Source organism: Actinomadura montaniterrae (assembly GCF_008923365.1).
In the GTDB taxonomy this organism is placed as follows: Bacteria; Actinomycetota; Actinomycetes; order Streptosporangiales; family Streptosporangiaceae; genus Spirillospora; species Spirillospora montaniterrae.
Genome location: NZ_WBMR01000021.1, coordinates 1 through 22284, shown reverse-complemented (window position 1 = coordinate 22284; position 22284 = coordinate 1). Strand labels below are relative to the sequence as shown.

Annotated in this window: 25 protein-coding genes; 8 read left to right on the top strand and 17 right to left on the bottom strand. The window is 73.1% G+C overall.

Annotated elements, in window-relative coordinates; all coding sequences use genetic code 11:
- Nucleotides 1–159: 159 nt before the first annotated feature.
- Both F9B16_RS10660 and F9B16_RS10655 read right to left on the bottom strand, forming a co-directional pair.
- Nucleotides 160–1359, bottom strand: coding sequence for a low temperature requirement protein A (locus F9B16_RS10660; RefSeq protein WP_151539850.1), 1200 nt, complete (start codon nt 1357–1359; stop codon nt 160–162).
- 332 nt (nt 1360–1691) lie between these two features.
- A complete protein-coding gene (locus F9B16_RS10655) occupies nt 1692–2033 on the bottom strand; it encodes a hypothetical protein (protein WP_151539849.1) in 342 nt (113 codons plus the stop codon).
- Between the two features lie 156 nt (nt 2034–2189).
- On the opposite strand from F9B16_RS10655, the gene F9B16_RS10650 reads away from it, so the two are divergent.
- Complete coding sequence (locus F9B16_RS10650) at nt 2190–2459, top strand: hypothetical protein (RefSeq protein ID WP_151539848.1); 270 nt, start codon at nt 2190–2192, stop codon at nt 2457–2459.
- A 7-nt stretch (nt 2460–2466) separates the two neighbouring features.
- Here F9B16_RS10650 and F9B16_RS10645 read toward each other — a convergent pair whose 3' ends face one another.
- A complete protein-coding gene (locus F9B16_RS10645) occupies nt 2467–3843 on the bottom strand; it encodes an alpha/beta hydrolase family protein (protein ID WP_225991532.1) in 1377 nt (458 codons plus the stop codon).
- 74 nt (nt 3844–3917) lie between these two features.
- On the opposite strand from F9B16_RS10645, the gene F9B16_RS10640 reads away from it, so the two are divergent.
- Nucleotides 3918–4892, top strand: a complete 975-nt coding sequence (locus F9B16_RS10640) for an ArsR/SmtB family transcription factor (protein WP_151539847.1) — start codon at nt 3918–3920, stop codon at nt 4890–4892.
- A 33-nt stretch (nt 4893–4925) separates the two neighbouring features.
- On the opposite strand, the gene F9B16_RS10635 is transcribed toward F9B16_RS10640, so the two are convergent.
- The 3 genes from F9B16_RS10635 to F9B16_RS10625 all read right to left on the bottom strand — a co-directional run bounded on the left by F9B16_RS10635 (nt 4926) and on the right by F9B16_RS10625 (nt 7717).
- Complete coding sequence (locus tag F9B16_RS10635; RefSeq protein ID WP_151539846.1) at nt 4926–5312, bottom strand: VOC family protein; 387 nt, start codon at nt 5310–5312, stop codon at nt 4926–4928.
- A gap of 366 nt (nt 5313–5678) precedes the next feature.
- Entirely contained in the window at nt 5679–6326 is a 648-nt protein-coding gene (locus F9B16_RS10630; RefSeq protein WP_151539845.1) for a nitroreductase family protein, read from the bottom strand.
- 11 nt (nt 6327–6337) lie between these two features.
- Nucleotides 6338–7717 (bottom strand): MFS transporter, encoded by a 1380-nt coding sequence (locus tag F9B16_RS10625; protein ID WP_225991540.1) that lies wholly within the window; start codon nt 7715–7717, stop codon nt 6338–6340.
- A 137-nt stretch (nt 7718–7854) separates the two neighbouring features.
- On the opposite strand from F9B16_RS10625, the gene F9B16_RS10620 reads away from it, so the two are divergent.
- Nucleotides 7855–8304, top strand: coding sequence for a MarR family winged helix-turn-helix transcriptional regulator (locus F9B16_RS10620; RefSeq protein ID WP_151539843.1), 450 nt, complete (start codon nt 7855–7857; stop codon nt 8302–8304).
- An 85-nt stretch (nt 8305–8389) separates the two neighbouring features.
- On the opposite strand, the gene F9B16_RS10615 is transcribed toward F9B16_RS10620, so the two are convergent.
- From F9B16_RS10615 to F9B16_RS52580, 3 genes are all read right to left on the bottom strand, one after another.
- Nucleotides 8390–8740 (bottom strand): MerR family transcriptional regulator, encoded by a 351-nt coding sequence (locus F9B16_RS10615; RefSeq protein WP_151539842.1) that lies wholly within the window; start codon nt 8738–8740, stop codon nt 8390–8392.
- 123 nt (nt 8741–8863) lie between these two features.
- The gene (locus F9B16_RS10610) at nt 8864–9304 is read right to left on the bottom strand and encodes an Hsp20/alpha crystallin family protein (protein WP_151539841.1); all 441 of its coding nucleotides are present in this window, start codon (nt 9302–9304) and stop codon (nt 8864–8866) included.
- 225 nt (nt 9305–9529) lie between these two features.
- The gene (locus F9B16_RS52580) at nt 9530–10000 is read right to left on the bottom strand and encodes a MarR family winged helix-turn-helix transcriptional regulator (protein WP_225991531.1); all 471 of its coding nucleotides are present in this window, start codon (nt 9998–10000) and stop codon (nt 9530–9532) included.
- A 287-nt stretch (nt 10001–10287) separates the two neighbouring features.
- Here F9B16_RS52580 and F9B16_RS10600 point away from each other — a divergent pair, with 287 nt between their 5' ends.
- The gene (locus F9B16_RS10600) at nt 10288–11379 is read left to right on the top strand and encodes an endonuclease/exonuclease/phosphatase family protein (RefSeq protein ID WP_151539840.1); all 1092 of its coding nucleotides are present in this window, start codon (nt 10288–10290) and stop codon (nt 11377–11379) included.
- A gap of 28 nt (nt 11380–11407) precedes the next feature.
- Here F9B16_RS10600 and F9B16_RS10595 read toward each other — a convergent pair whose 3' ends face one another.
- Nucleotides 11408–12040, bottom strand: coding sequence for a dihydrofolate reductase family protein (locus tag F9B16_RS10595; RefSeq protein WP_151539839.1), 633 nt, complete (start codon nt 12038–12040; stop codon nt 11408–11410).
- Nucleotides 12041–12281: 241 nt separating this feature from the next.
- Between F9B16_RS10595 and F9B16_RS53550 the strand changes: the two genes are divergently transcribed.
- A complete protein-coding gene (locus F9B16_RS53550) occupies nt 12282–12413 on the top strand; it encodes a hypothetical protein (protein WP_264159695.1) in 132 nt (43 codons plus the stop codon).
- An 85-nt stretch (nt 12414–12498) separates the two neighbouring features.
- Here the strand turns inward: F9B16_RS53550 and F9B16_RS10590 are convergent, their stop codons facing one another.
- Nucleotides 12499–13119 carry an acetate uptake transporter gene (locus F9B16_RS10590; protein ID WP_151539838.1) on the bottom strand — a complete coding sequence of 207 codons (621 nt, stop codon included), beginning with the start codon at nt 13117–13119 and terminating at the stop codon, nt 12499–12501.
- A gap of 426 nt (nt 13120–13545) precedes the next feature.
- Between F9B16_RS10590 and F9B16_RS10585 the strand changes: the two genes are divergently transcribed.
- Entirely contained in the window at nt 13546–14379 is an 834-nt protein-coding gene (locus tag F9B16_RS10585; RefSeq protein ID WP_225991530.1) for a glycoside hydrolase domain-containing protein, read from the top strand.
- A gap of 38 nt (nt 14380–14417) precedes the next feature.
- Here the strand turns inward: F9B16_RS10585 and F9B16_RS10575 are convergent, their stop codons facing one another.
- The 4 genes from F9B16_RS10575 to F9B16_RS54095 all read right to left on the bottom strand — a co-directional run bounded on the left by F9B16_RS10575 (nt 14418) and on the right by F9B16_RS54095 (nt 17745).
- On the bottom strand, nt 14418–15767 hold the full coding sequence (locus tag F9B16_RS10575; protein ID WP_151539837.1) for a sensor histidine kinase: 1350 nt from the start codon (nt 15765–15767) through the stop codon (nt 14418–14420).
- The gene (locus F9B16_RS10570) at nt 15764–16438 is read right to left on the bottom strand and encodes a response regulator transcription factor (RefSeq protein ID WP_151539836.1); all 675 of its coding nucleotides are present in this window, start codon (nt 16436–16438) and stop codon (nt 15764–15766) included. Before F9B16_RS10570 ends, F9B16_RS10575 begins: the two co-directional genes overlap by 4 nt.
- 141 nt (nt 16439–16579) lie before the next feature.
- Nucleotides 16580–17044 (bottom strand): DUF5666 domain-containing protein, encoded by a 465-nt coding sequence (locus tag F9B16_RS10565; RefSeq protein WP_151539835.1) that lies wholly within the window; start codon nt 17042–17044, stop codon nt 16580–16582.
- A gap of 101 nt (nt 17045–17145) precedes the next feature.
- Nucleotides 17146–17745 (bottom strand): TetR/AcrR family transcriptional regulator, encoded by a 600-nt coding sequence (locus F9B16_RS54095; RefSeq protein WP_404800488.1) that lies wholly within the window; start codon nt 17743–17745, stop codon nt 17146–17148.
- A gap of 57 nt (nt 17746–17802) precedes the next feature.
- Between F9B16_RS54095 and F9B16_RS10555 the strand changes: the two genes are divergently transcribed.
- The gene (locus tag F9B16_RS10555) at nt 17803–19149 is read left to right on the top strand and encodes a flavin monoamine oxidase family protein (RefSeq protein WP_151539833.1); all 1347 of its coding nucleotides are present in this window, start codon (nt 17803–17805) and stop codon (nt 19147–19149) included.
- A 57-nt stretch (nt 19150–19206) separates the two neighbouring features.
- Here F9B16_RS10555 and recQ read toward each other — a convergent pair whose 3' ends face one another.
- Together recQ and F9B16_RS10545 are read right to left on the bottom strand one after the other, a co-directional pair.
- Nucleotides 19207–21045: a DNA helicase RecQ gene (gene recQ, locus F9B16_RS10550; protein WP_151539832.1), complete on the bottom strand. Its 1839-nt coding sequence runs from the start codon at nt 21043–21045 to the stop codon at nt 19207–19209.
- A 46-nt stretch (nt 21046–21091) separates the two neighbouring features.
- Complete coding sequence (locus tag F9B16_RS10545) at nt 21092–21745, bottom strand: HAD family hydrolase (protein ID WP_151539831.1); 654 nt, start codon at nt 21743–21745, stop codon at nt 21092–21094.
- Nucleotides 21746–21941: 196 nt separating this feature from the next.
- On the opposite strand from F9B16_RS10545, the gene F9B16_RS10540 reads away from it, so the two are divergent.
- Nucleotides 21942–22284, top strand: a 343-nt coding sequence (locus F9B16_RS10540) for a hypothetical protein (RefSeq protein ID WP_151539830.1), incomplete at its 3' end; no start/stop codon positions are given.

The following is a 22284-nucleotide window of genomic DNA, read 5'->3' as shown; positions in this document are numbered from 1 at the left end:
ATCAGGCAGACCACCGGGCAGCCCAGCTTGTGGCCGAAAACGGGCACCGCGCGCAGCGCGGATCGGGTGCTGTTGGTTGTGCGGGGGCCCGGACATGCCGATCAGACATGCGACTCGCTGGTCTCGAGAAGCGCCACGATCTGGCGGCAGGAGGGGTCGTCAGTCCTGCGCTCCCGCGTCCCAGGTGGCGCGATGCATGACGGCGAAGCTCCACGGCACGGCGAGCAGGACGACGAGGGCCAGGCCGAGCGGCAGTGGAGCCGGCCGCGCCGCGCCCAGGGCCAGGCAGAGGACGGCCACGACGGCGCAGGTGCGGGCCAGCAGGTGGTAGAGCGGACGCTTGTCGTCCCAGGCCTGGAGGGACGACGCGATGCCCATGGCCGCGGCGAGCACCAGCGCGGTGGCGCCGCAGAGCAGCCAAGCGACGGGCGCCGGGGTCCGTCCACCGTGGGCGTGCTCGACCAGGCTCGGCATGGTCGCGCCCATGGCGGTGACCGCGGCCGTGAACGGCAGGTGCGTGATGATCCACCGGACGGTCGACGCGCGGGCCGGTCGCGGCGGGCGGTGGCCGACGAAGTCGAAGTACGTCCACCACGCACCGAATCCGATGACGACGGCGACGAGGCCGACGGCGATCGTCAGCGCGTCCGCCGGTTCGTGGGCGAGCCCGTCGACGACGCCGACGATCGTCTCGCCGAGGACGATGATGATGAACAGGCCGAACCGCTCGATGAGCGCGGGCGTGACGGCGAGGCCGGGCGGCGCCTTCCCGATCATGGCGCTGAACCCGGCCAGGTAGGCGGCGTCCAGGAGGAGCCAGGCGGTGACCCGCGCGTCGGGCGGCAGCCGGGCCGTCGCCGCCAGGACCGCGGCGCAGGCGCCCGTCCCGGCCACGAAGAGCAGGCTGGACCGGTGGAACCGCGGCTCGGACGGGCGGCCGGCCAGGTACCAGATCAGGGCGAGGACCAGGAACAGCACCGCGGCGCCGACCGGGAACGCGACGGCGCCCCGGTCGCCGGCCCGGGGGATGAACGCCCCCAGCGGGACCAGCGCGAGAAGCTGCACCAGCAGAACCGTGCGGCTCCGGGCGTCCTCGCGGCCGTGCAGGTCGTGGTACAGGCTGCCGTTGAGCCAGGCGATCCAGACCAGCATGAACACCGCGCCGAAGTCGGCGAGCCCGCGCCGCGACACGTGCCCCGCCAGCTGATGGGCGGCCTGCCCGACGAGCACGACCACGACCAGGTCGTAGAACAGTTCGAGCGGGCTGACGTCCCGTTCCAGCGGCTGCCCCCCATGCGGCCGCGGCGGCTGCCACAGCCGTTGCCGCAGCCGTGCCCGGCGCTCGCGTCTCTCGGACATGGCGGACGCGGATCAGCGCCGTACCGGGCACGCGCCGGACGGCGGCTCGGCCATCGGGCGGCGCAGGGCGAGCAGCCGTTTCCCGGCCTCAGTGCGCATGGAGTGAAGGTAGTCGATCGAGGCGGCGAGCTGTAGTGACTTCCCGTGGCGGGCGGGCCGGCCCATATTCACGTGGTGACGGCGGCGAGCACGATGCGGATGACGTCGTGGCGGTCGGCGGGATCTTCCAGCACCGCTTCGGCAGCGGACGCGCTCGGGGGCGGGGGCTCGTCCTGGGGCCGACACCGACGTGTTCACAACTCGTGTATGTCCGTCAGTGCCGGCACTGGTCGTCAGGTGAGGCGGACGTGGAGGATCAGGGGGCTGACGTCGGGGCCGGTCGGGGTTTGGACGCGCATGCCGGCGGTGGTGAGGGCGGCGGTGTAGGCGGCGATTTCGGCGGCGGGGCTGAGGGTGCGGCGGCGGGCGCGGGAGGCGCAGGCGACCAGGAACGGTTCGCCGTCGCGGCCGCCGTCGACGAAGAAGCCGTCGCCGGGGTGGCAGAACTCGGGCCGTCCGGCGTTGCGGAGCACTTGCCGGATGGTCTCGGCGTCGCGGTCGCGGCGGGTCCGCAGCGGCTGCCGCCAGCGCCCGTATCCGTAGGCGGGGACCTCGCTGTTCTGCTCGGCGGTCATGGACAAGCTGCATCTCTCCTGCACGTGCGTGGGCCACCGGATCCGTGATGGCCAGGGCATCTGGTCGAGGGGACGGCCCCTGGGGGAGATGGGTATGCCCGCCCAGAAGACGATCAACCGTGGCGTCCGCCGGTACGGGCTTGCGGAGGATGAGGGGTGACGGTGTTCGAAGGACGCCTCGGCTCGCTGGGCCCGGACGTGGACGTGACCGAGCCGGCCGACCTCACCATGGCCGCGATTCAGGGCGGCCTCCTGCTGGCCCAGGTCCGCCGCACGCCCGACCAGCTCCGCCTCGCCCTGCGCGGCGCGCGAGCAGCACTGGAGGACGCGCTCACCCCCTGGCATGATGCGCCGGAACTGACAGCGGACCCACCGGAGTGGGGAGGTCAGAGGCCATGGTTCGCCCCCGCGGACCATGGCCTCTGACTGTGGCTTATGGGCGCAGGTACGGGCCTGGGTGGTAGTGGGTGAAGGACGGGGTCGTCGGGTGCAGGCCCGGTTCGGGGTCCGTGTCGAAGACGGTCTGGTAGTCGGGGCCGAGGCCGGTCGCGGCGCTGTTCAGCGCGGTCGGCCGGGTGGTCGGCCAGTGGTCGGTGGCGATTCGGGTCAGGAGGGTCCGGAGGGTCGTGATCTCTTCGGAGGCGGTGAAGGAGCAGTGGTAGCCGCGGTCGACGTAGAGCTGCTTCAGGTTGGCCGGGTCGCCCGCGCGGCGCACCTGGGCGGCGTACCGGCGCTGGTTCTCCGGGGGGACGTTGCCGTCGCCGGTCGTGTGCAGGGTCACCACTGGCCAGGGGGTGCGGCCGGTGGGGGTGCCGTAGCGGGCGAGGTAGCGGACGGCCGTGGGGTCGGCCTTGACCCGGGGTGCCGCGTCGAGGCGGGCGAGGTCGTCGCGGAGGCTCAGGCCGGCCTCGCTGTAGGCGCGTTTCACCAGCTCTTTCTGGCTGGAGCGGGCTAGGAGCGTCCGGTAGTCCACGCCCGTGTTCCAGGACGGGTTGCCGCCGGCGCGCTGCTCGATGTCGGTGCGGGTGAGGCCCCAGAAGGCGCCCCGGTCGTAGGCGGCGTAGTAGGTCTGCTGTTCGACCTGCCCGGCGACCGTGTCGGGTGCCGGCGCACGCGAGGCGTAGCGGCCGGGGATGTCGGCGAGAGCGGCGGCGAGGGCGATGCGGGCGCGTCCCTGGGGGGAGTCGAGGGCGGCTCCGAGGGCGCGGCGAGCGTTGGTCGTGTTCGCCTGCGGGTCCTTGACATGGACCAGGTCGAGGCCGGGCGCGAGAAGTGTCTTGATCGCGAAGTTCGCGTCGAGGGCGCTGTTGAAGTGGCCGGTCGTGCCGCCGAGGACTCCGCAGAGGGAGGCGACGCCGGCGAAGCGGCGCGGGTCGCGTTCCGCCAGCAGGACCGCGGTGAGGCCGCCGGCGGACGCGCCCGCCGAGATGGTGCGCCGCGGCTTGCCGATGTTCGCCGTGAACCAGTCGAGCAGGTCCATCTGGTCCTTCAGGCCGGACTCGACGACGCCCCAGCCGCGCGGAACGCGGAACTGCGAGGCCGCCAGCGCGTATCCGTGGTCGAGCAGCCACTGCTTCGTGGCCGGGTGGTTCGTCAGTTCGATGTCCGAGGGCGCGGGGGACTCCAGGCTGTACGCGCCGTGGCTCCACAGGAGAAGCGTCCCGTTCCAGTGGGCGGGGACCTCGACGCGGTAGGGAACTCCGTCGATGTCGCCCTCTCGGGCATCGGCGCGGGCGGGCAGCGCGACCGCGGTAAGGGCGGCGAACACCATCAGCGGAACGGTGCGGCACAACAGGCGGAGGCGTTTCATGCCCGCACCTTCCAGGAGGCTCCGCCCCGGGTGCAATGATTTTGAAAATAGCCTAAATGTTGTAAATTCCGGCCATGCTGCGGCTCTGGCTCGACTACGAGGACCTCACCCGGATCCGCATCACTCCGGGCCTCTCGCCGATCGCCCAGACCGTCCTCGGCGCGCAGGCCCTGCGCGGGACCGGGCCGGAGCCCGTTCCCGGCCCATGGCGGGCGCGGACGCGGACGAGGCTCACCGGCCCGTCGCGTCTGCTGCTCGACCTGGTCCCGCCCGGACGCCTGCTCCCCGATTTCCTGACGCCGTACACGCACGTGCCGGGGTTCGAATCGGAGCTCGACGCCGTCGCCTCGACGCCCGTGCGGCGCATCCGCACGGAACTCGAGCGGGCGTACGGTCCGCGGCCGCCGGTTTCGTGGCTGACCCGCCTGGCCGCCGGAGATGCGGAGGCGATGCGGGCGCTCATCCGCGGGGTCCGTGACTTCCACCGGGTCGCGCTGGCCGACCTGTGGTCCGGCATGGACGCCCACCTGTCCGCCGAGGCGGGCGGCCATGCCCGGACGATGGCCGACCGCGGAATCGGCGGCCTGCTGGGCGGCCTGCACGCCGGGATCCGCTGGTCGTCACCGGTTCTGGAGGTCGAGACGCTGCGCGACGGCGACGTGCACCTGCGGGGGCGCGGCCTTCAGTTCGTCCTCTCGCCGTTCGTCACCGAGCCGCGGGTCCTGATCGCCGGCGACGGTCCGGTGGCCGTGGTGGTTCCCGCGTCGCGTCCGTTCGGCGCGACGGGCGGGCGCGACGCCCTGCCGCAGGTGTTCGGCCGGACGCGTGCGGCGGTGATCCGGGTGGTCGGCGCGCAGCGGGAGCTCACGACGGGGGCGCTGGCGGCCCGGCTGAAGATCAGCGCGGCGTCCGCGTCCCAGCATGCCACCGCCCTGCGCGGCGCCGGTCTCATCACCAGCGAGCGCCGGGGCAAGACGGTGCACCATGCCCTGACGCCGCTCGGCGAGCGCTTCCTGCACGGTTCGAACCCGCGGGAACCACAGGAATGACCGACGAGCCGTGCTCGGCGGTGCCCCTGCGCGCTACGCCTGCTCCTTGTACACCGCCTCGACGTTGTTGCCGTCCGGGTCGTTAACGAACGCGCAATAGGCCCCATACTCGGGCCAAAGCCGCGGTTCGTGCCGGGAGGTGCCGCCGGCCGCCAGCGCGGCCGCGTAGAAGGCGTCGACCGCGTTCCGGTCGCGAGCGGTGAAGGCGATGTGCGCGCCCCGCGTCACCGTGGCATCGCCCGCCGGATACAGGCCGAAGGAAGGGGTGTCCAGCTCCTCCTCCCAGAACTCCGCTCCGCCGTCGGCCGCCTCCCCGACGACGCCCAGAGGCTTCAGCGCGGCGGTGTAGAAGCTCGTGCTCGCCTCAAGGTCCGCGGCGATGAAGGTCACGTGGTGGATGAAGGGCCATCGTTCAGTCATGACCGCGGAGTCTACGAGAGCCCGGCGCCCGACTTCGCGGCGTCAAGGTCCCCGCTCTTGTGAGCGTGGCCGGGAAATGTCATGGGCGGTCGGCAGGATGCCCTCCATGGAATGGCGACCCCGTCCTACCGGGAGTTCCTCCTGACGACGGACGGCTGGCGCGATGCCGGGATCCTGTTCCTGGACCCCGGCGACGTCGACGCCTCGGGCGAATGGGCCGCCTACAGCCTGTTCTCCTGGAAGGCCGAACCGCCTGAGCGGTTCGCGTCCTTCACCGCGCTGATGGAGGACCTCTACGCCGAGTTCCACCGGATGCGTAAACCGGGGTGGTGGGCCCCCACCTGGGCGGATAGCGGCGCAGGGTGTTCACCATTGTTCCCAGTGCAGCACCTGGTCGCGTGGGATGCGGGGCGCGGGCTTGAAGTCGGTGCCGATCGTGTAGGCGAGCGGGATGAACGCGGCGAGCATGACCTCGTTGTAAGGGACGCCCAGTGCGGCGGCGAGTTCGTGTTCGAGGGGGCCTTGGGCGGTGGTCCAGGTGGTGCCGAGGCCGCGGGCGCGGGCGGCGAGCATGAAACTCCAGGTCGCGGGCAGGATGGACCCCCACGTGCCGGATTGGACGGTCGTCGAGGCGTGATCGGTGCGTCCTTCGATGGCGGGGATGACGAACGCCGGGACGCGGTGGATGTTGTCGGTCAGGTGCCGCAGCCCGTCGAACACGCCCTGGGTGGAGCGCGGGGCGTGGTTCATGCGGCGGATGTCGTGCTCGTTCAGCGGGTGCCCCTCCGCGGCGGCGAGCGCGCGGCGGAAGATGTCGCCCACCTCGCGGCGCAGGCGCGGCTCGGTGACCACGATGAAGTGCCAGCGCTGCCGGTTGCGTCCGGTGGGCGCCTGGGTCGCCAGGTCGACGCACTCCTCGATGAGCCGGCGCGGGACGGGCCGGTCGAGGTCGAGCCGCTTGCGGACGGCGCGGGTGGTGGACAGCAGCTCGTCGGGGGTCAGGTCGAGGTTCATCGAGGTGCTCCTCAGGCTCGGGTGGAGGTCGGTGCGGTGGTCGCCGGTTCGGCGGCCGCGGGTTCGGCTCGGGTCCGCAGGCCGAGGTAGGCGATGACCGCGCCGAGCAGCGAGAAGGACCCGGCGGTCAGGAACGCCGCGCGGTAGCCGTCCAGCGCGGACGCCGGGACGGCCATCACCGCCGCGAGCAGCGCCACGCCGATGCCGGCCCCGATCTGGACGGCGGAGGTGACCAGCCCGGAGGCCAGGCCCTGGCGGTCGTCGGGCAGGCTGGACACCGCGGCGATGTTGAGGCTGGGGAACGACAGGCCGTTGCCGACGCCGTGCACGATGAGCGCGGGCAGCAGCACCGTCGCGTAGCCGCTGGACGTGCCCGTCCGCAGGAACAGCAGGATCCCGGCGCCTTGCACCAGCAGCCCGAGCGCCGCTGTGCGCCGCAGGCCCCAGCGTCCGATCAGCCGTCCGGCCAGGTTGGCGGTGACGACGATGGCCAGGCCCATGGGGACGATCCCCAGCCCGGTGTCCAGCGCCGAGTACCCGAGCACGCCTTGCAGGTACAGGACGGCCGCGAACTGCCAGCCGATCGTCGCGCACGCCCAGGCCAGCGCGGCCAGGTTGGCCGAGGCGAGCCGTCGTGAACGCAGCACGTCCAGCGGCACCAGCGGGTTCCGGCGGTGCCGCTCGATCGCCACGAACGCTCCGAGCAGCGCCAGCGCCGCCGCGCCGGCGGGCCAGCTGGTCTCGGTGAGCGCGTAGACCAGGAGCAGGACGCCGCCGGTGACGGCGCCGGCGCCCGCCGTGTCGAATCCCGTGCGCGGGCCGGTGGCGCGTCCGGCCGGGATCACCCTGGGGGCGGCGGCGAGCACGAGCAGCGCGACGGGCACCGGCAGGAAGAACACCAGCCGCCAGCTCACCTCGGTGAGCAGCCCGGAGGCGATCAGCCCGGCACTGTAGCCGGTCGCTCCGGCCAGCGCGTACACGCCGAGCGCCCGGTTGCGGCGCGGCCCCTCGGCGAACGTCGTGGTGATCAGCGACAGTGCCGCCGGGGCGGTCAGCGCGGCCGCGACGCCCTTCACCACGCGGGTGGCGACGAGGAGCGGGCCGTCGGAGAGCAGGCCGCCCGCCAGGCTCGCCGCCGCGAACACCGCCAGCGACGCCAGGAACATCCGGCGCCGTCCGAGCAGGTCGGCCAGCCTTCCGCCGAGGAGCAGGAAGCCGCCGTAGGCGACCGCGTAGCCGGACATCAGCCACTGCAGCGTGCCTTCGGGCAGCGCGAGGTCGGCGCCGATGGCGGGCAGCGCCACGCCCATCAGCGACAGGTCCATCGAGTCCAGGAACACCGCCGCGCACAGCAGGATCAGGGCCGCCGTCGCCCGGCGGTCGGGACGCATCACCGGAACACCACTCCATCTTTGAGCAGACGATCTGCAACGAGACGAAACCGTATGCTCGCAAATGATCTGCTGTCAAACAATTGAGCGGCAGATGGTTCTGGTAGCCTCGGGCGGGTCGACAGTGCAGGAGTCCCATGCCTTCCAAGCCCGCCCGGCCGGCGTACTTCCCGACGCTGGCGGCCGAACGCCCGGACATCGCGATGTGCCGCGCCTCGGCGTACCTGGCCCGCGCCGCCGACGCCCACGCCACCCGGCACGGCCTCGGCGTCGGCCAGCACCTGGTGCTGAAGATGCTCGACGCCGTCGGCCCCTGCTCCCAGCAGGTGCTCAGCGAGGAACTGCGCATCGACCGCAGCGTCATGGTGAGCGTGTGCGACGACCTGGACCGGTCCGGATTCGTCCGCCGCGAACGCAACCCCGACGACCGCCGCTCCTACGCCGTCACCATCACCGGCAAAGGCCGCGAACGCCTCGCCGAGGCCGAGAGCACCGTCTCCTCCTACCTGGAAGAGACCTTCGCCCCCCTCACCGCGAGCGAGCGCGCCCAGCTCACCGCGCTCGTCGGCAAGCTCATGCAGCTCTGATCACGAAACAGGCGCGGACTGCGCGTCAGGCGGCTCCGGCCGTCCCCCGGCCCGTGAAGCGGCCTTCACCTGCTCGGACGTCGCGTCACTCTCCCGCCGGGCGGGGCCCGGGCCGGGCGGCGGGGTCCTGGCCGAGCGCGGTCAGGCGGGCGGCCAGCGCGTCGCGTTCGCGGGTGAGCTCGGCGAGCTCGTGCTGGAGCTCGAAGATCCGCCGGATGGCGGGCAGCGTCATGCCCTCGCCCATCATCGTGACGACCTGCTGGATGCGGCCGATCTCGGCGCGGCTGTAGCGGCGCTGCCCGCCGGCCGAGCGCTGCGGCGAGACGATCTGGTGGGTGTCGATGCGGCGCAGGAACGCCTGCTGCACCTGCAGCATGTCCGCGACCTGCCCGACGGTGAACAGCGCCGCGTGCTCGTCGTCCATGGGCAGTTTCACCGGCGCTCCTTCTTTTTCATCCCGGCCGCGTGCGGAAGGTCTGCCCGGCCGGGGCCGGGCAGACCTTCGGGTGCGGTGCCGGTCACCGCGGATCCGTGGCGGGCCGGCCGTTCCGGCTCGCGGTCACGTGCGGATGGCCTTCTGGTCGGCGGCCTGGACGGCGATCTTGCGGGGCTTCGCCTGCTCCAGGACGGGGATGCGGACGGCCAGGACGCCGTTGTTGTAGGCGGCCTCGATCGCGTCGGCGTCCAGGTGCTCCGACAGGTAGACGCGGCGGGTGAAGGCGCCCATCGTGCGCTCGCGGACGAAGACGCGCTCGTCCTCGCCGAACTCCTCCTCGCGCCGCGCGCTGACGGTCAGCACGCCGCGGTCCACGGTGACCTCGATCGAGCCGGGGTCGATCCCGGGCAGGTCGAACCGCAGGACGACGTCGTCGGCGCGGCGGATCCCGTCCATCGGCATGCCCGCGCCGTCCCCGCGGCCGCTCAGCCCGGCCTGCCGGACCGCACGGTCGAACTGGCGCTCGAACTCCTGCACGAACGGGTCGATCGACGTCAGCAGCATCGCTCGCTCACCTCCGAAGATCCCCGGGGCCTCCACGCCCGGGATTTGTCTCTGCCTCGCAGGGAGGAAGAACCCTGCAACTCAAATTATAAGTACCATGCCGCGGGGTTCGTCAAACATCGGTCTCCGGCAGGGCCGCAAGCCGGCGCGGAATCCGGCGTCGGCGCTCGGGCGCGCGGCCGTCGACGGCGCGCCCGGTCGAGCCTTCCGCGTGAGAGGCGCTGGTCAGGGGGAGGCGTCGGCGGTCGGGACGGGCCCGCGGGCGCGGGCGTGGCGGGTGAAGGCGTCCAGGCCGCGCTGGAGATGGGTGCGTTCGGTGCCGGTCATGTGCTCCAGGACGGTCTGCAGGTCGGCGCTGCGGTGCCGGCGCAGGTCGTTGAAGAGGTCCGCGCCGTCCGGCGTGAGGTGAAGGGCGACCTGCCGCCGGTCAGCGCGGGCGGGTGCGCGCTCGAGCAGCGAGGCGGTCTCCAGGCGGTCGCACAGGCGGCTGGCCGAGGAGGGCAGGATGCGCAGCTCGTCGGCGAGTTCGCTGAGCGTGAGGCCGGGACGGACGGCGACGACCTCCATCGCGTCCAGCTGTACCGGTGACAGGTGCCCCGCGACGGTGCGGCGGGCTCGATGCCAGACGCCCAGCAGGGCGCGGGCCGCTTCTTCCAGAGCCGAAACGCCGGGGGAGCTGCTGGATTCGGGTGCCATGCGGGGAGCGCACCGACCCTCCTGCGTATAGACGGTCACGGTCTGTGCCTTTGCGACGACAGTTCCCGGCGTCGCGCGCCTTATGCGTGACGAAAGCGGCCGGTGCGGCGGGTGTGCGCGGTTTTCGATACGCCGACGATATGCGGCGCTTCGTAGCATCGGGAGCCGAGACACCAGGTCAAGGGGCGGTCGGTCCCTGGCCGGTGGTCATCACACGGCACGAACGACGACCCGCCGGATTCGCTGGCTCCTCGCGGCCTGATCACGGCAGTGAACGAGGACGGACGATGGCGCAGGCGGACACCGCGGAGACCGAGCAGGGCGACGCCGAGGAGCGGCCCACCGACGCCGGGACGTGGCGCGCGGGCGTTCGCGGGGGCGTCCGGCGGGCGGTCCGCGCCGGCTCCCGGCCGGAAAGTTGGAGGCGCGGCCCGGTGCTCGTGGCGCTGGCGCTGCTGCTGGGCCTGGTCATGCTGCTGCACGCGGAGATCCCGAACCGGATCGGGAACCTCGGCAGCCTGGTGGAGAACCTCCTGCCCTGGCTGGGCCTGTTCGTCCCCGTCCTGCTGGCCGGGGCGGTGTGGCGCCGTTCCCCCTCCGCCGTGGTCGCGTTGCTGCTGCCGGTCGCGGTGTGGCTGAACCTCTTCGGCGGGTTGCTCACCGACAAGTCCCACCCGGGCGCCGACCTCACGGTGGTCAGCCACAACGTCGGCGCCGACAACCCCGACCCGGTGGGCACCGCCCGTGACCTGGCCGCCTCCAAGGCGGACGTGCTGGCGCTGGAGGAGCTGACCCAGCAGGCCAAGGGCACGTACGAGAAGGAACTGGCGAAGGCGTATCCGTACCACGCGGTGCAGGGCACGGTCGGGTTGTGGAGCAAGCTGCCGCTGTCGGACACCCGGCCCGTCGACATCGAGATGGATTACGGGCCGCTGGCGGCGACCAAGCCGGAGGCCCTCAAGCTGTCCTATTCCCGGGCGCTGCGTACCACGGTCGCCACGAAGCACGGACCGCTCGCGGTGTACGTGGCCCACCTGGGGTCCGTGCGGGTGAATCCCAGGGCCGGCTTCTGGACGGACTCGCGCGACCGGAACGCGCAGGCGCTCGCCAGGGCCATCGCCGCCGAGCAGAACAAGCGGGTCGTGCTGCTCGGCGACCTGAACGGCTCCACGGACGACCGCGCGTTCGCCGGCATCACCTCGCGGCTGCGCTCCGCCCAGGTCGCGGCCGGGGACGGCTTCGGCTTCACGTGGCCCGCGGAGTTCCCGATGGTGCGGATCGACCAGATCCTCGTCCGCGGTGTGAAGCCGAGGAGCTCATGGGTGCTGCCCGCCACCGGCAGCGACCACCGGCCGGTCGCGGCCGGTATCAGCTGGTGAACGAGATCCCACCGCCGCCGGGGCGGGTTCAGACTCCCCGGTCGGGCGCGCTCATGTCCCCCGTCGCGGGCGTGCCGTCGGCGAGCCCGTAGCGCAGGTACACGGTGCCCTTCGGGCTGGCCGCCGGCGGTTCGAGCAGCGTGACGTTCGCGGGCACCGCGCCCCCGTCGAACACCTTCTTCCCGACCCCGAGGACGATCGGGTGTACCCAGAGGTCGAGGCGGTCGAAGAGCTTCTCGCGCAGGAGGGTCTGCACCAGGTCCAGGCTCCCGACGACCTTCACGTGCTCGTGCCGGTCGCGGATCTCGCGCACCGCGGCGGGCAGGTCCGGGCCGAGCAGCGTGGACCCGGCCCACGGGAGGTCGGGCGCGCCGCGGGAGGCCACGTACTTCGGGACGCTGTTGAACAGCGTGGCGATCTCGTTGTCCTGCCCGCCCTCCTGGTACGGCCAGTAGGCGGCGAAGATGTCGTACGTCCGGCGGCCGAGCAGGAGGGCGTCGGTGCCCTCGTAGGCGGCGCCGATCTGCGCCCCGGCGACGTCGTCCAGCAGGGGCGCCTGCCAGCCGCCGAACGGGAAGCCCGCCGGGTCCTCGTCGGGGCCGCCGGGCGCCTGCCCGACGAGGTCGAGGGTCGCGAACAGTTCGATGTGGATGAGGCCCATGCCCACTCCTGCTGAGTCGGTTCGATCGGTCACGGGATAGACCTGCCCGCACCGCCGGACTCATCGCCGCGCCGACCTGGGGATTCGGGCGGTGCCGGATTTTAGCTGACTTCGAACTTGTGTTCGATATCTCTGCCATGGTCCTGGGTACGCTCCTCCGCGAAGGGCGCCGAACGGTGGACCGTGGCAGGTCCGTCCGGGAGGCGTCCCGTGGACAGGCGGGAGAGGGAGGGTGATCTGGATGAGCAAGCCCCACCGTCGCTGGAACTGGCGGCAGATCGCGGCTTTCGCCGCCCTCGGGCGTTTCGCGCTCGAGGCCGCGCGCATCGCCTGGGACTGGCTGAACGACGACGGCCCCGGCCCGTCCCTCTGACCGGACCGTCCTCCGACCGGCCCGGCCGGACGCGAAACGGCGAAGGCCCCTCGCGGGGTGTGCGAGGGGCCTTCGGACGGGCGGGTCAGGGCTTGGTCGGGGTGAGGTTGAACATCGGCTTGCCGACGAACAGCGCGGTCCGGCCGAGCATGCCGTTGATCACGCCCGCGGCGGAGGTGTACCAGGCGACCAGCGCGGTGATCACCCCGATGTAGCCGCCGACCTTGATCGTCGTCTCGTTGGTGGAGAAGTTCCCGATGAACAGCACGATCTCGGTGATCTCCAGGGTGAGGAAGACGCCGAAGACGGCGAGGTTCACCTGCGTGCTCCACAGCAGCATGTACGTGTTGAAGATCGCGAAGGCGAGCAGGATCCAGCCGAGGTCGTTGGCGACCTGGTCGGCGTTGCCCTCCTTGGCGACGAGCAGGATGTACAGGCCGAGCCCGATCCAGAAGCCGCCGTACGTGGAGAAGGCGGTCGAACCGAACACGTTGCGGTTGCGGAACTCCCACATCCCGGCGAGGAGCTGGACGAGGCCGCCGTAGCCGAGCGCGTAGCCGAGCCAGGCGTCGGTGCCGTCCGTCCACTGGGCGTTCTTGGCGGAGAGAAGGAACGTGGTGAGGGCGAACGCGGCCAGCCCGAGCGGGGCGGGGTCGGCGACCGCGGGCGGGGTCTGAGGAGTGGACTCTTGCTCGACGTAGGTCATGTTGCCTCCTCGCTGGAGTCCCCACGTCGCGGCTTGCTCGGGAGCAGGCGGGGATGGACGAGGGAACGCGGGAACAGACGTTCGGAAAGGCCGCACCGGCGGGACAGGGACTCGCCTTGCCGCATGCTGGTCCGACCTCACCGTCATGCCGTGCATCTGGCGCGAGGTTGGACGCGCGTCAGATGCGCCCAGTAACTGCGGAGACCCGTAGTGTCGCGGCCTCGAAGCGATCATAACTCCGCATGTGTCTCAGGTCACTGTCCTGTTTCACGTCGCTTCACCAAAGAATCGCCAGAAGATGACGGACGTCCGGTGCCCGATGCGGCGTTCGGGCGGCGATGCGCTGAACAACGCGGAACATCGGTGGTCGCGGCGGTTCGCGGGGTGTTGCCTGCCTCCGACGGACCCCGGTGAAGGGACGACGGGATGAGCGTGTTCGGTGTCGACTACGCGTGGGGGCGCCCGGGTGCGTCCGCGCTGCGCGATGCGGGGGCGAAGTTCGTCTGCCGCTACCTCTCGCACGACACGACCGGCAAGAACCTGACGGCCGCCGAGGCGCGGGAGCTGTCGGAGGCCGGGCTGTGGCTGGTCGTCGTGTGGGAGAGCACGGCGTCGCGGGCGCTGTCGGGGCGGGACGGCGGCGCCGCGGACGCCCGGGACGCCGCGGCGCAGGCGAAGGCCTGCGGGATGCCCGGAGACCGGCCCATCTACTTCGCGGTCGACTTCGACGCGACGCCGCAGCAGCAGGCGGCGATCAACGCGTACGCGGACGGCGCGGCGTCCGTCCTCGGGCGCGGGCGGGTGGGCCTGTACGGCGGGTACTGGCCGGTCAAGCGGGCCTTCGACGCGAAGAAGATCACGTTCGGGTGGCAGACGTACGCGTGGTCGGGCGGGAACTGGGACTCCCGCGCGCAGCTCCAGCAGTACTCCAACGACCACCGGATCAACGGGGTGGGGGTCGACTACGACCGGGCCGTCCACGACGACTACGGGCAGTGGAAGGTGGGCGGGGCGTCGGCGCCGCACGCCCCGGCGTGGCCCGGACGGTACATCACGCAGCCGCCCGTCATGCGCGGCGACGACGTGCGGACATGGCAGGCGCGGATGAAGGCGCGCGGCTGGTCCATCGCGGTGGACGGCGCGTACGGCCCGGCGTCGGAGGAGGTGTGCCGGGCGTTCCAGCGCGAGAAGGGGCTCGGCGTGGACGGCGTCGTCGGCCCGGCGACCTGGAGAGCGGCCTGGGACGCGCCGGTCACCTGACCCTCGACGGCGGTTCCGGAAGGGGCATGACGCGCCGGTCACGTGGCGGGTGGGGGCTCCTCGGGGAGGGTGATGCGGACGGTCGTCCCGCCGGACGGGCGGGTGAGGAGCTCCGCGCGCCCGCCGTGGGCGGCGGCGATGGCCGCGACGATCGGCAGGCCGAGGCCGGCGCCGGTGCTGCCCTGCTCGGCGCGGTGGAAGCGCTCGAACGCGCGGGCCGCGTCCTCGGGCGCCATGCCGGGACCCTCGTCGGCGACCTCGATGACGCCGGGCGCGAGCCGGAGCGTCGCGGGCGTGCCGGGCGGGGTGTGGGCGGCGACGTTGGCGAGCAGGTTCGCGAGGACCTGGCGGATGCGGGCCTCGTCGACGGTCGCGACGAGCTCGCCGGGCGCGTCGAGCCGGACGGGATGGCCGGGCGCGGCGGCGGTCGCGTCCGCCACCGCGTCCCTGGCCAGCGCGACGAGGTCGGTCGGGGCGGGCTGGACGGCGGCCTCCCGGTCCAGGCGGGCGAGGTCGAGCAGGTCGGTGACCAGCCGGTTCATCCGGCCGGCCTCGTCCTCGATGCGGCGCATCGCGTCGGGCAGCTCGTCCGGGCCGAGGGCGCCGTGCCGGTACAGCTCGGCGTAGCCCTGGATGGTGGTGAGCGGGGTGCGCAGCTCGTGCGAGGCGTCGGCGGCGAACGCGCGGACGCGGGCCTCGGAGCGGCTGCGGGCCCAGAACGCCTGCTCGATCCGGTCGAGCATCACGTTGATGGCGGTCGCGAGCCGGGCGGTCTCGGTGCGGTGGCCGGGGCCGGGCATGCGGGCGCGCAGGTCGCCGCCCGCGGTGATCGCCTGCGCGGTGGCGGCCATCCGGTCCAGCGGGAGCAGCCCGCGGTGGATCAGCCACCGGCCGAGCAGGGTCAGCACGGCGAGCAGCAGCGCGCCGGTGGCGACCTCGGTGAGGACCAGGTTCCGGACGGCCGCATGGATCTCGTCCAGCGGGGACGCGACGACGACGGTGCCGTTGCGCCAGGGCCGGGCGACGGCGCGCAGCCCGGGCAGGGAGAACGGTTCGAGCGACCGGGCGCGGGCGGCGAGGCCGGCGGTGCCGAGGTGCTCGACCTCGCTGACCGCGCGGTCCGGGGCGGGCGCGTCCCCGCTGAGCACCCGCACCCGGCCGTTCGGGCCGACCGCGAGCACGACGAACCGGGCCGGTGCGACGCCCTGCTCGGGCAGCCCGGGCCGGACGAGCCGGGCGACCGCCCGGTCGCGGGTGGCCTGGAGCTGCCCGTCCACCCGGTGCATCAGGTAGCCGTGCAGAACGAGCGCGCTGACCAGCCCCATGATCGTCAGCCCGGCGAGGGTGACGGCGAGCAGGCCGGCGAGCAGCCGGGCGTTGAGCGTCATGGGCGCAGCGCGTACCCGACCCCGCGCTGGGTGTGGATGAGCGGCGTGCCGAGCGGGTCGAGCTTGCGCCGCAGGTAGCTGATGTAGGTCTCGACGACCTGCGGGTTGCCGTGGTCCCAGCCCCACACGCTCTCCAGGAGCTGGCCGCGGGACAGCACCATCCCGGCGTTGCGCATCAGGTGCGCGAGCAGCCGGAACTCGGTCGGCGACAGGTCCACCTCGACGCCGCCGCGGCGGACCGTCCACTGGCCCTCGTCCAGTTCCAGGTCGGCGACGCGCAGCACCCCGCCGGCGGGCGGCGCGGCGCGCCGCAGCACCGCCCGCACCCGGGCGATCAGCGCCTCGATCGAGAACGGCTTGGTGACGTAGTCGTCGCCGCCGAGGGTGAGCCCGGTGACGGTGTCGGACGGGGTGTCCCGCGCGGTCAGGAAGATCACCGGGACCTGGTCGCCGCCCGCGCGGAGCCGCCGGCACACCTCGAACCCGTCGAGGTCGGGGAGCATGACGTCGAGCAGGACGAGGTCGGGCCGCTCGGCGGCGGCGGCGCGCAGCGCGTCCTCCCCGGACGCCGCCGTGACGGTGGCGAAGCCGTGGAAGCGCAGCGCGACCTCGATGAGGTCGCGGATGTTGGCCTCGTCGTCCACGACGAGCACGCGCCGGTTCTCGCTCATCGGCTCCCGCCGTCGGCCTCCGGCCGGGCACCGCGCCCGGCCGCCGTCCTGCCTCGAAACTACCTTCCGCCGGCGGCGGCGACGCCGCGCGGCCCGGCGGCCGGTGGCCGTAGGGCCGGGGCCGCCGGGCCGCAGGGGAGGTCAGTTCTTCTTCGGCTCGCGGATGAGCTTGGCGGTGCGGGTGCCGCCCGTCCGCTCGCCCAGGACGAACACCTGCGCGCCGCTCGCGAGCGCGGACACCGTCGACTTGCCGCCGTCCTTGCGGACGCGGGTGTCGCCGTTGGTGGTCCAGGTCCAGGTGGCGCCGTCGGCGCTGCGCACGGTGAGGGTCGTCCCGGAGATGCCGGTGATCTTGCCGCGCTGCCAGTCGGCGAGGCGGAAGCCGTCCTTGGTGCGGACGGTGGCCTCGCCGTGCACGCCGCGGACGCGGCGGAGGGCGGCCAGGCGCTTGCCGTGGCCGGGGTGCGCCTTCGGCGCGGCGCTCGTCGCGGAGGGGGAGGGGGACGGGGCGGAGTTCGCGGCGGCCGGGACGGCGAGGTACAGGCCGAGCCCGAGCAGTCCGGCGGCGCCGGCCCCGGCGGCGATGGTCTTCCTGTTGGTTCGCATGGGGGACATTGAAGCGGGGGCGGCTGGTAGGAGTCCGTGGCGGATCCTGGGAGAACCCTGGGAATCGGCTGCGCGTCTCCTGCCCGCGGCTCGCCGGCCGCTCACTGGAACGTGCGCACGCCCTTCAGCATCGCGGCCACCAGCTGGACGGCCTGGTCGCGGGCCTGCGCGGGGTCGGCGGCGTCGGCGATGGTGAGGGCGAGTTCGGTGAGCGCCCCGTAGAGGGCGGCGGCCGTGAGGGGCGGCGGGTGGGCGGGGGCGGCGCCGAGGATCGCGGTGAGGCCGTCCTCCAGGAGGGCGCCGAGGTAGCGCTGGTCGAGCTCGCGCCAGCGCGGCCAGCCGAGCGCGATGGGGCCCTGGAGCAGGACGATCTGGCGGTAGCCGGGCTCGGCGCAGATGTCGAGGAACGCCCGGATCCCGGCGATGCCGCGGTGCCACGCGTCGCCGCCCTCGCCGGCGATCGCGGCGGCGATGCGCTGGGCGGCCTCGTCCTCGAACTCCTCGAAGACGGCCTCGAAGAGGCCCTGCTTGCCGTTGAAGTGGTGGTAGAGGGCGCCGCGGGTGAGGCCGGCGGCGCGGACCAGCTCCTCGGCGGAGACGTCGGCGAAGCCGCGCTCGGTGAAGTGGCGGCGGCCGGTGTCGAGGAGGGCCGCGCGGGTGCTCTCGACGTACTGCTCGCGGCGGCTCTTGACAGGCTCCACGCGGCATGTATAACACATACAAGACGTATGTGAGATTCAAAGCGTACGGGAGGCGCCATGGAGGCCGATGTCGCGATCGTCGGCGCGGGTGCGGCGGGCCTGGTCGCGGCCCGCGACCTCGTCCGGGACGGGCACGACGCCGTCGTCCTGGAGGCCCGCGACCGCGTCGGCGGCCGCCTGCTGAACGGCGAGCTCCCCGGCGGCGGGCCGATCGAGGTCGGCGGCCAGTGGGTCGGGCCCGGGCAGGACGAAGTGCTCGCGCTGATCCGCGAGCTCGGGCTCAGCACCTACCCGACGTACGACGAGGGACGGCACATCGCCGAGTTCGGCGGCCGCCGCAGCGCGTACAAGGGACGGGTCCCGCGCCTCTCCCCGGCCGCGATCCTCGACATCGGCCAGGGCTCGGCGCGCCTCGACCGGCTCGCCCGCCGCGTCCCGGTGGACGAGCCGTGGGCCGCCGCGCACGCGGCGCGGCTCGACGGCGCGACGTTCGGCACCTGGATCCGGCGGAACCTGCACACGCGCGCGGGCCGCTCCTTCATGCGGCTGATCACGCAGGCGGTGTTCGCGGCGGAGCCGGACGACATGTCCGCGCTGTGGGCGGCCTTCTACGTCGCGTCCGCCGGCGGCCTCGACCCGCTGATCGAGACGACCGGCGGCGCGCAGCAGGACCGCGTCTCCGGCGGCTCCCAGCGGATCGCGCTCGCGCTGGCCGGCGAGCTCGGCGACCGGGTCGTCCTCGACGCGCCCGTCACCGAGATCGAGTGGACCGACGGCTCCGTCCGGCTCCGCACGCCCCGCGCGGAGGTGCGGGCGCGGCGGGCGGTCATCGCCGTCCCGCCGCCGCTCGCCGCCCGGATCCGGTACGCGCCGGGCCTGCCCGGCGACCGCGACCAGCTCGTCCAGCGCCTGCCGATGGGCCGCGTGATCAAGGTGAACGTCGTGTACGACGAGCCGTTCTGGCGCGCGGACGGCTTCAGCGGCCAGGCCAACAGCGACCGCCGCGGGTTCGCCGTCGTCTTCGACAACACCCCGGAGAGCGGGGCGCCCGGGGTGCTCGTCGGGTTCCTGGAGGGCCGGCACGCCGACGCCGCCGCGCGGCTCGACCCGGCGGCGCGCCGCGAGCGGGTCCTCGCCGACCTCGCCGGGTACTTCGGCCCCCGCGCCCGCGACCCGATCGCGTTCATCGAGCGGGACTGGGCGGAGGAGGAGTACTCGCGCGGCTGCTACGGCGCGTTCGCCACGCCCGGCACGCTGACGCGGTTCGGACCGGCCCTCCGCAGGCCCGTCGGGCCGCTGCACTGGGCCGGCACCGAGACCGCCACGCGCTGGGCCGGGTACATGGACGGCGCCGTCGAGTCCGGCCACCGCGCCGCCCGCGAGGTCGCCGCCGCCCTCACCTGACGCCCTCCGCCGCGCCGATCGCCCGCCGGCGCTCCGCTCCAGGCCCGGTCAGGCCGGTTAGGCCGGTTCGGCGAGGGTCTCGAGGACCTGCTCGCCGTACTTGGCGAGCTTGTTCTCGCCGACGCCGCTGACCTTGCCCAGCTCGGCGAGGGACGACGGCCGCGCCGTCGCGATCTCGCGGAGCGTCGCGTCGTGGAAGATCACGTAGGCGGGGACGCCCTGCTCCTTGGCGGTCGCGGCGCGCCAGGCGCGGAGCCGCTCGAACAGCGGCGCCGCCTCGGCGGGCAGCTCGACGGGCGCCTTGCGGTCCTTCGCGGCCTTCGCCGCCTTCGCCGGGGCGCGTTCGGGTTCGCGGCGCATCGGCACCTTGCGCTCCCCGCGCAGGACGCCGGCGCTCGCCTCGGTCAGGACGAGCGTGCCGTGGTTGCTCTCGACCGCGACGAGCCCCTGCGCCAGCAGCTGCCGGACGACGCCGCGCCACTCCGCCTCGCGCAGCTCGGTGCCGATGCCGAACGACTTCAGCGCGTCGTGGTCGAACTGGATGACCTTGGCGTTCTTCTTGCCGAGCAGGATGTCGACGATGTGCCCGGCGCCGAACTTCTGCCGCCGCTCCCGCTCCAGCCGGACGATCACCGACAGCACCTTCTGCGCCGGGACGGTCGCGTCCCACGTCTCGGGCGGGGACAGGCACGTGTCGCAGTTGCCGCACGGCTCGCCGGACTGCCCGAAGTAGTTCAGCAGCTGGACGCGGCGGCACTCGACGGTCTCGCAGAGCGCCAGCATCGCGTCCAGGTGCAGGGACTGGCGGCGGCGGAACGCGGCGTCGCCCTCCCCGGAGTCGATCATCTTGCGGAGGTTGACGACGTCCTGCAGCCCGTAGGCGAGCCAGGCCGTGGACGGCAGGCCGTCGCGCCCGGCGCGGCCCGTCTCCTGGTAGTAGCCCTCGACGGACTTCGGCAGGTCGAGGTGCGCGACGAACCGGACGTCCGGCTTGTCGATGCCCATGCCGAACGCGATCGTCGCGACGATGACGAGGCCGTCCTCGCGCAGGAACCGCGCCTGGTTCGCGGCGCGCGTCTCCGCGTCGAGGCCCGCGTGGTACGGAAGGGCCTCGATGCCGTTCTCGGTGAGGAACGCGGCGTGCTTCTCCACCGAGTTGCGGGACAGGCAGTACACGATGCCCGCGTCGCCCTTGTGCTCGGTCTGCAGCAGCCGGAGGAGCTGCCGCTTCGCGTCGGTCTTCGGCTCGATCCGGTACTGGATGTTCGGCCGGTCGAAGCTCGCGACGAAGTGCCGGGCGTCCTCCAGCCGGAGCCGGGACGCGATCTCGGCGCGGGTCGCCTCCGTCGCGGTCGCGGTCAGCGCGATGCGCGGCACGTCCGGCCAGCGTTCGTGCAAGCCGGACAGCATCAGGTAGTCGGGCCGGAAGTCGTGGCCCCACTGCGACACGCAGTGCGCCTCGTCGATCGCGAACAGCGCGACGTCGCCCCGGTCGAGCAGCTCGACCGCCGCCGGGACGCGCAGCCGCTCCGGCGCGAGGTACAGCAGGTCGAGCTCGCCCGCGAGGAACTGGGCCTCCACGACGCGGCGCTCGTCGAGGTCCTGCGTGGAGTTGAGGAAGCCGGCGTTGACGCCGAGCGCGCGCAGCGCGTCCACCTGGTCCTGCATGAGCGCGATCAGCGGCGAGATCACGACGCCGGTGCCCTTCCGGACCAGCGACGGGATCTGGTAGCACAGCGACTTGCCGCCGCCGGTCGGCATCAGGACCAGCGCGTCGCCGCCCCCGACGACGTGCTCGATGATCTCCCGCTGCCCGTCCCGGAACGCGTCGTACCCGAACACGCGCCGCAGCGTGTCCAGTGTCTCCGGGGTCTCGGGGAACTCGGGGGAGGCCATCGGCCCATCCTATGAGCGCCCGCCGACAACCGTCCCCGGGATGGGGTCAGAGGGCGGTGAGCAGGGCGGGGGTCAGCTCGTCGAGGTCCTTCGCGACGTGCGCGGCGAGCGCGAGCGCGTCGTCGGACGGCGGGTGCGCCTCGCGCGGGATCGCGACCACCGTCATCCCGGCCGCGTGCGCGGAGCGGAGGCCGTTGCTGGAGTCCTCGATCGCGACGCAGTCCTCGGGCGGGACCTCCATCTGCCCGGCGACGGCGAGGTAGCCGTCCGGCGCGGGCTTGCCGGCGTCGACCTCCTCGGTGGACAGGGTCGCGCGGAACAGGCCGTCCACGCCGAGCTGCCCGAGGACCAGGTCGATGAGCGCGCGGGGGGACGAGCTGGCCAGCCCGAGCGGCCGGTACGCGGCGAGGCGGTGGACGGCGTCCTCCGCGCCCGGCAGCAGCGGCGGCCCCGCCGCGTACCGCTGGGACATCTCGTCGATCACCGCGTAGGCGACCTCCTCCGCGGTGACGCCGTCGACGAGGTCGGTCGCGATGTAGCGGGCCCACTCCACGGTGCTCATGCCCATGAGCCGCTGCTGCGTGTCGGGCAGCCACCGCCCGCCGTGGGACGCGACGTAGCCGCGCCGCACCTCCTCCCACACCGGTTCGGAGTCGATCAGCACGCCGTCCAGGTCGAAAACGATGGCCTCCAAGGGCATGGCCCCTCCCGGGAATCGGCGCCGCCTACGGCAACGATCATTACCCAGCGCGCTCGGCGGGCAACCTCGGGTCGTCAATCGGACTAAAGGTCACTGACCTGGATTTTTACGGCGAATTCGACATGATCGGCTTCGCGTCTGGCATGGTGGTGGGCCTCCGCACCCCCTCCGGAGTCACCGCAGAGGAGATCTGCACATGGCGTTCATCGGACTGCTCCTGCTCGCCGCGGCCGGCGTCGTGGCCGCCGGGATCATCATGGACAACACCGACCCGTCCCACCTCACCGCCTTCGGCCAGGCCATCCCGGGCATCCACAACGAATGGCAGGTGTTCCTCGCCGGCGCGGGCGTCGCCGTCGTCTTCGTCGTCGGCATGATGCTCACCTTCGCCGGCGCCGGACGCCTCCTGCGCGCCCGCCGCGACCTGCGCTACCTGCGCGAGGAGCACGAGGAGTCGCTCACCACCCTCGAGATGGAGAAGCGCCGGCTCCAGCGCGAGCTCGCCCGCGTCCGCCAGAACGGCGGCCCCGCGCCCGCCG

Coding starts and splice junctions, on each gene's coding strand:
- F9B16_RS10575 (WP_151539837.1), bottom strand. CDS start 15,767: ATGACGCTCAACGCCCGGCTGCTCGCCGGCCTGCTCGCCGTCACCCTC.
- F9B16_RS53550 (WP_264159695.1), top strand. CDS start 12,282: ATGAGCAAGCCCCACCGTCGCTGGAACTGGCGGCAGATCGCGGCTTTC.
- F9B16_RS52580 (WP_225991531.1), bottom strand. CDS start 10,000: ATGGCACCCGAATCCAGCAGCTCCCCCGGCGTTTCGGCTCTGGAAGAA.
- F9B16_RS10565 (WP_151539835.1), bottom strand. CDS start 17,044: ATGCGAACCAACAGGAAGACCATCGCCGCCGGGGCCGGCGCCGCCGGA.
- F9B16_RS10600 (WP_151539840.1), top strand. CDS start 10,288: ATGGCGCAGGCGGACACCGCGGAGACCGAGCAGGGCGACGCCGAGGAG.
- F9B16_RS10570 (WP_151539836.1), bottom strand. CDS start 16,438: ATGAGCGAGAACCGGCGCGTGCTCGTCGTGGACGACGAGGCCAACATC.
- F9B16_RS10620 (WP_151539843.1), top strand. CDS start 7,855: ATGCCTTCCAAGCCCGCCCGGCCGGCGTACTTCCCGACGCTGGCGGCC.
- F9B16_RS10645 (WP_225991532.1), bottom strand. CDS start 3,843: ATGAAACGCCTCCGCCTGTTGTGCCGCACCGTTCCGCTGATGGTGTTC.
- F9B16_RS10555 (WP_151539833.1), top strand. CDS start 17,803: ATGGAGGCCGATGTCGCGATCGTCGGCGCGGGTGCGGCGGGCCTGGTC.
- F9B16_RS10585 (WP_225991530.1), top strand. CDS start 13,546: ATGAGCGTGTTCGGTGTCGACTACGCGTGGGGGCGCCCGGGTGCGTCC.
- recQ (WP_151539832.1), bottom strand. CDS start 21,045: ATGGCCTCCCCCGAGTTCCCCGAGACCCCGGAGACACTGGACACGCTG.
- F9B16_RS10625 (WP_225991540.1), bottom strand. CDS start 7,717: ATGCGTCCCGACCGCCGGGCGACGGCGGCCCTGATCCTGCTGTGCGCG.
- F9B16_RS10545 (WP_151539831.1), bottom strand. CDS start 21,745: ATGCCCTTGGAGGCCATCGTTTTCGACCTGGACGGCGTGCTGATCGAC.
- F9B16_RS10610 (WP_151539841.1), bottom strand. CDS start 9,304: ATGCTGCTGACGTCGATCGACCCGTTCGTGCAGGAGTTCGAGCGCCAG.
- F9B16_RS10640 (WP_151539847.1), top strand. CDS start 3,918: ATGCTGCGGCTCTGGCTCGACTACGAGGACCTCACCCGGATCCGCATC.
- F9B16_RS10655 (WP_151539849.1), bottom strand. CDS start 2,033: ATGACCGCCGAGCAGAACAGCGAGGTCCCCGCCTACGGATACGGGCGC.
- F9B16_RS10595 (WP_151539839.1), bottom strand. CDS start 12,040: ATGGGCCTCATCCACATCGAACTGTTCGCGACCCTCGACCTCGTCGGG.
- F9B16_RS10630 (WP_151539845.1), bottom strand. CDS start 6,326: ATGAACCTCGACCTGACCCCCGACGAGCTGCTGTCCACCACCCGCGCC.
- F9B16_RS10635 (WP_151539846.1), bottom strand. CDS start 5,312: ATGACTGAACGATGGCCCTTCATCCACCACGTGACCTTCATCGCCGCG.
- F9B16_RS10660 (WP_151539850.1), bottom strand. CDS start 1,359: ATGTCCGAGAGACGCGAGCGCCGGGCACGGCTGCGGCAACGGCTGTGG.
- F9B16_RS10590 (WP_151539838.1), bottom strand. CDS start 13,119: ATGACCTACGTCGAGCAAGAGTCCACTCCTCAGACCCCGCCCGCGGTC.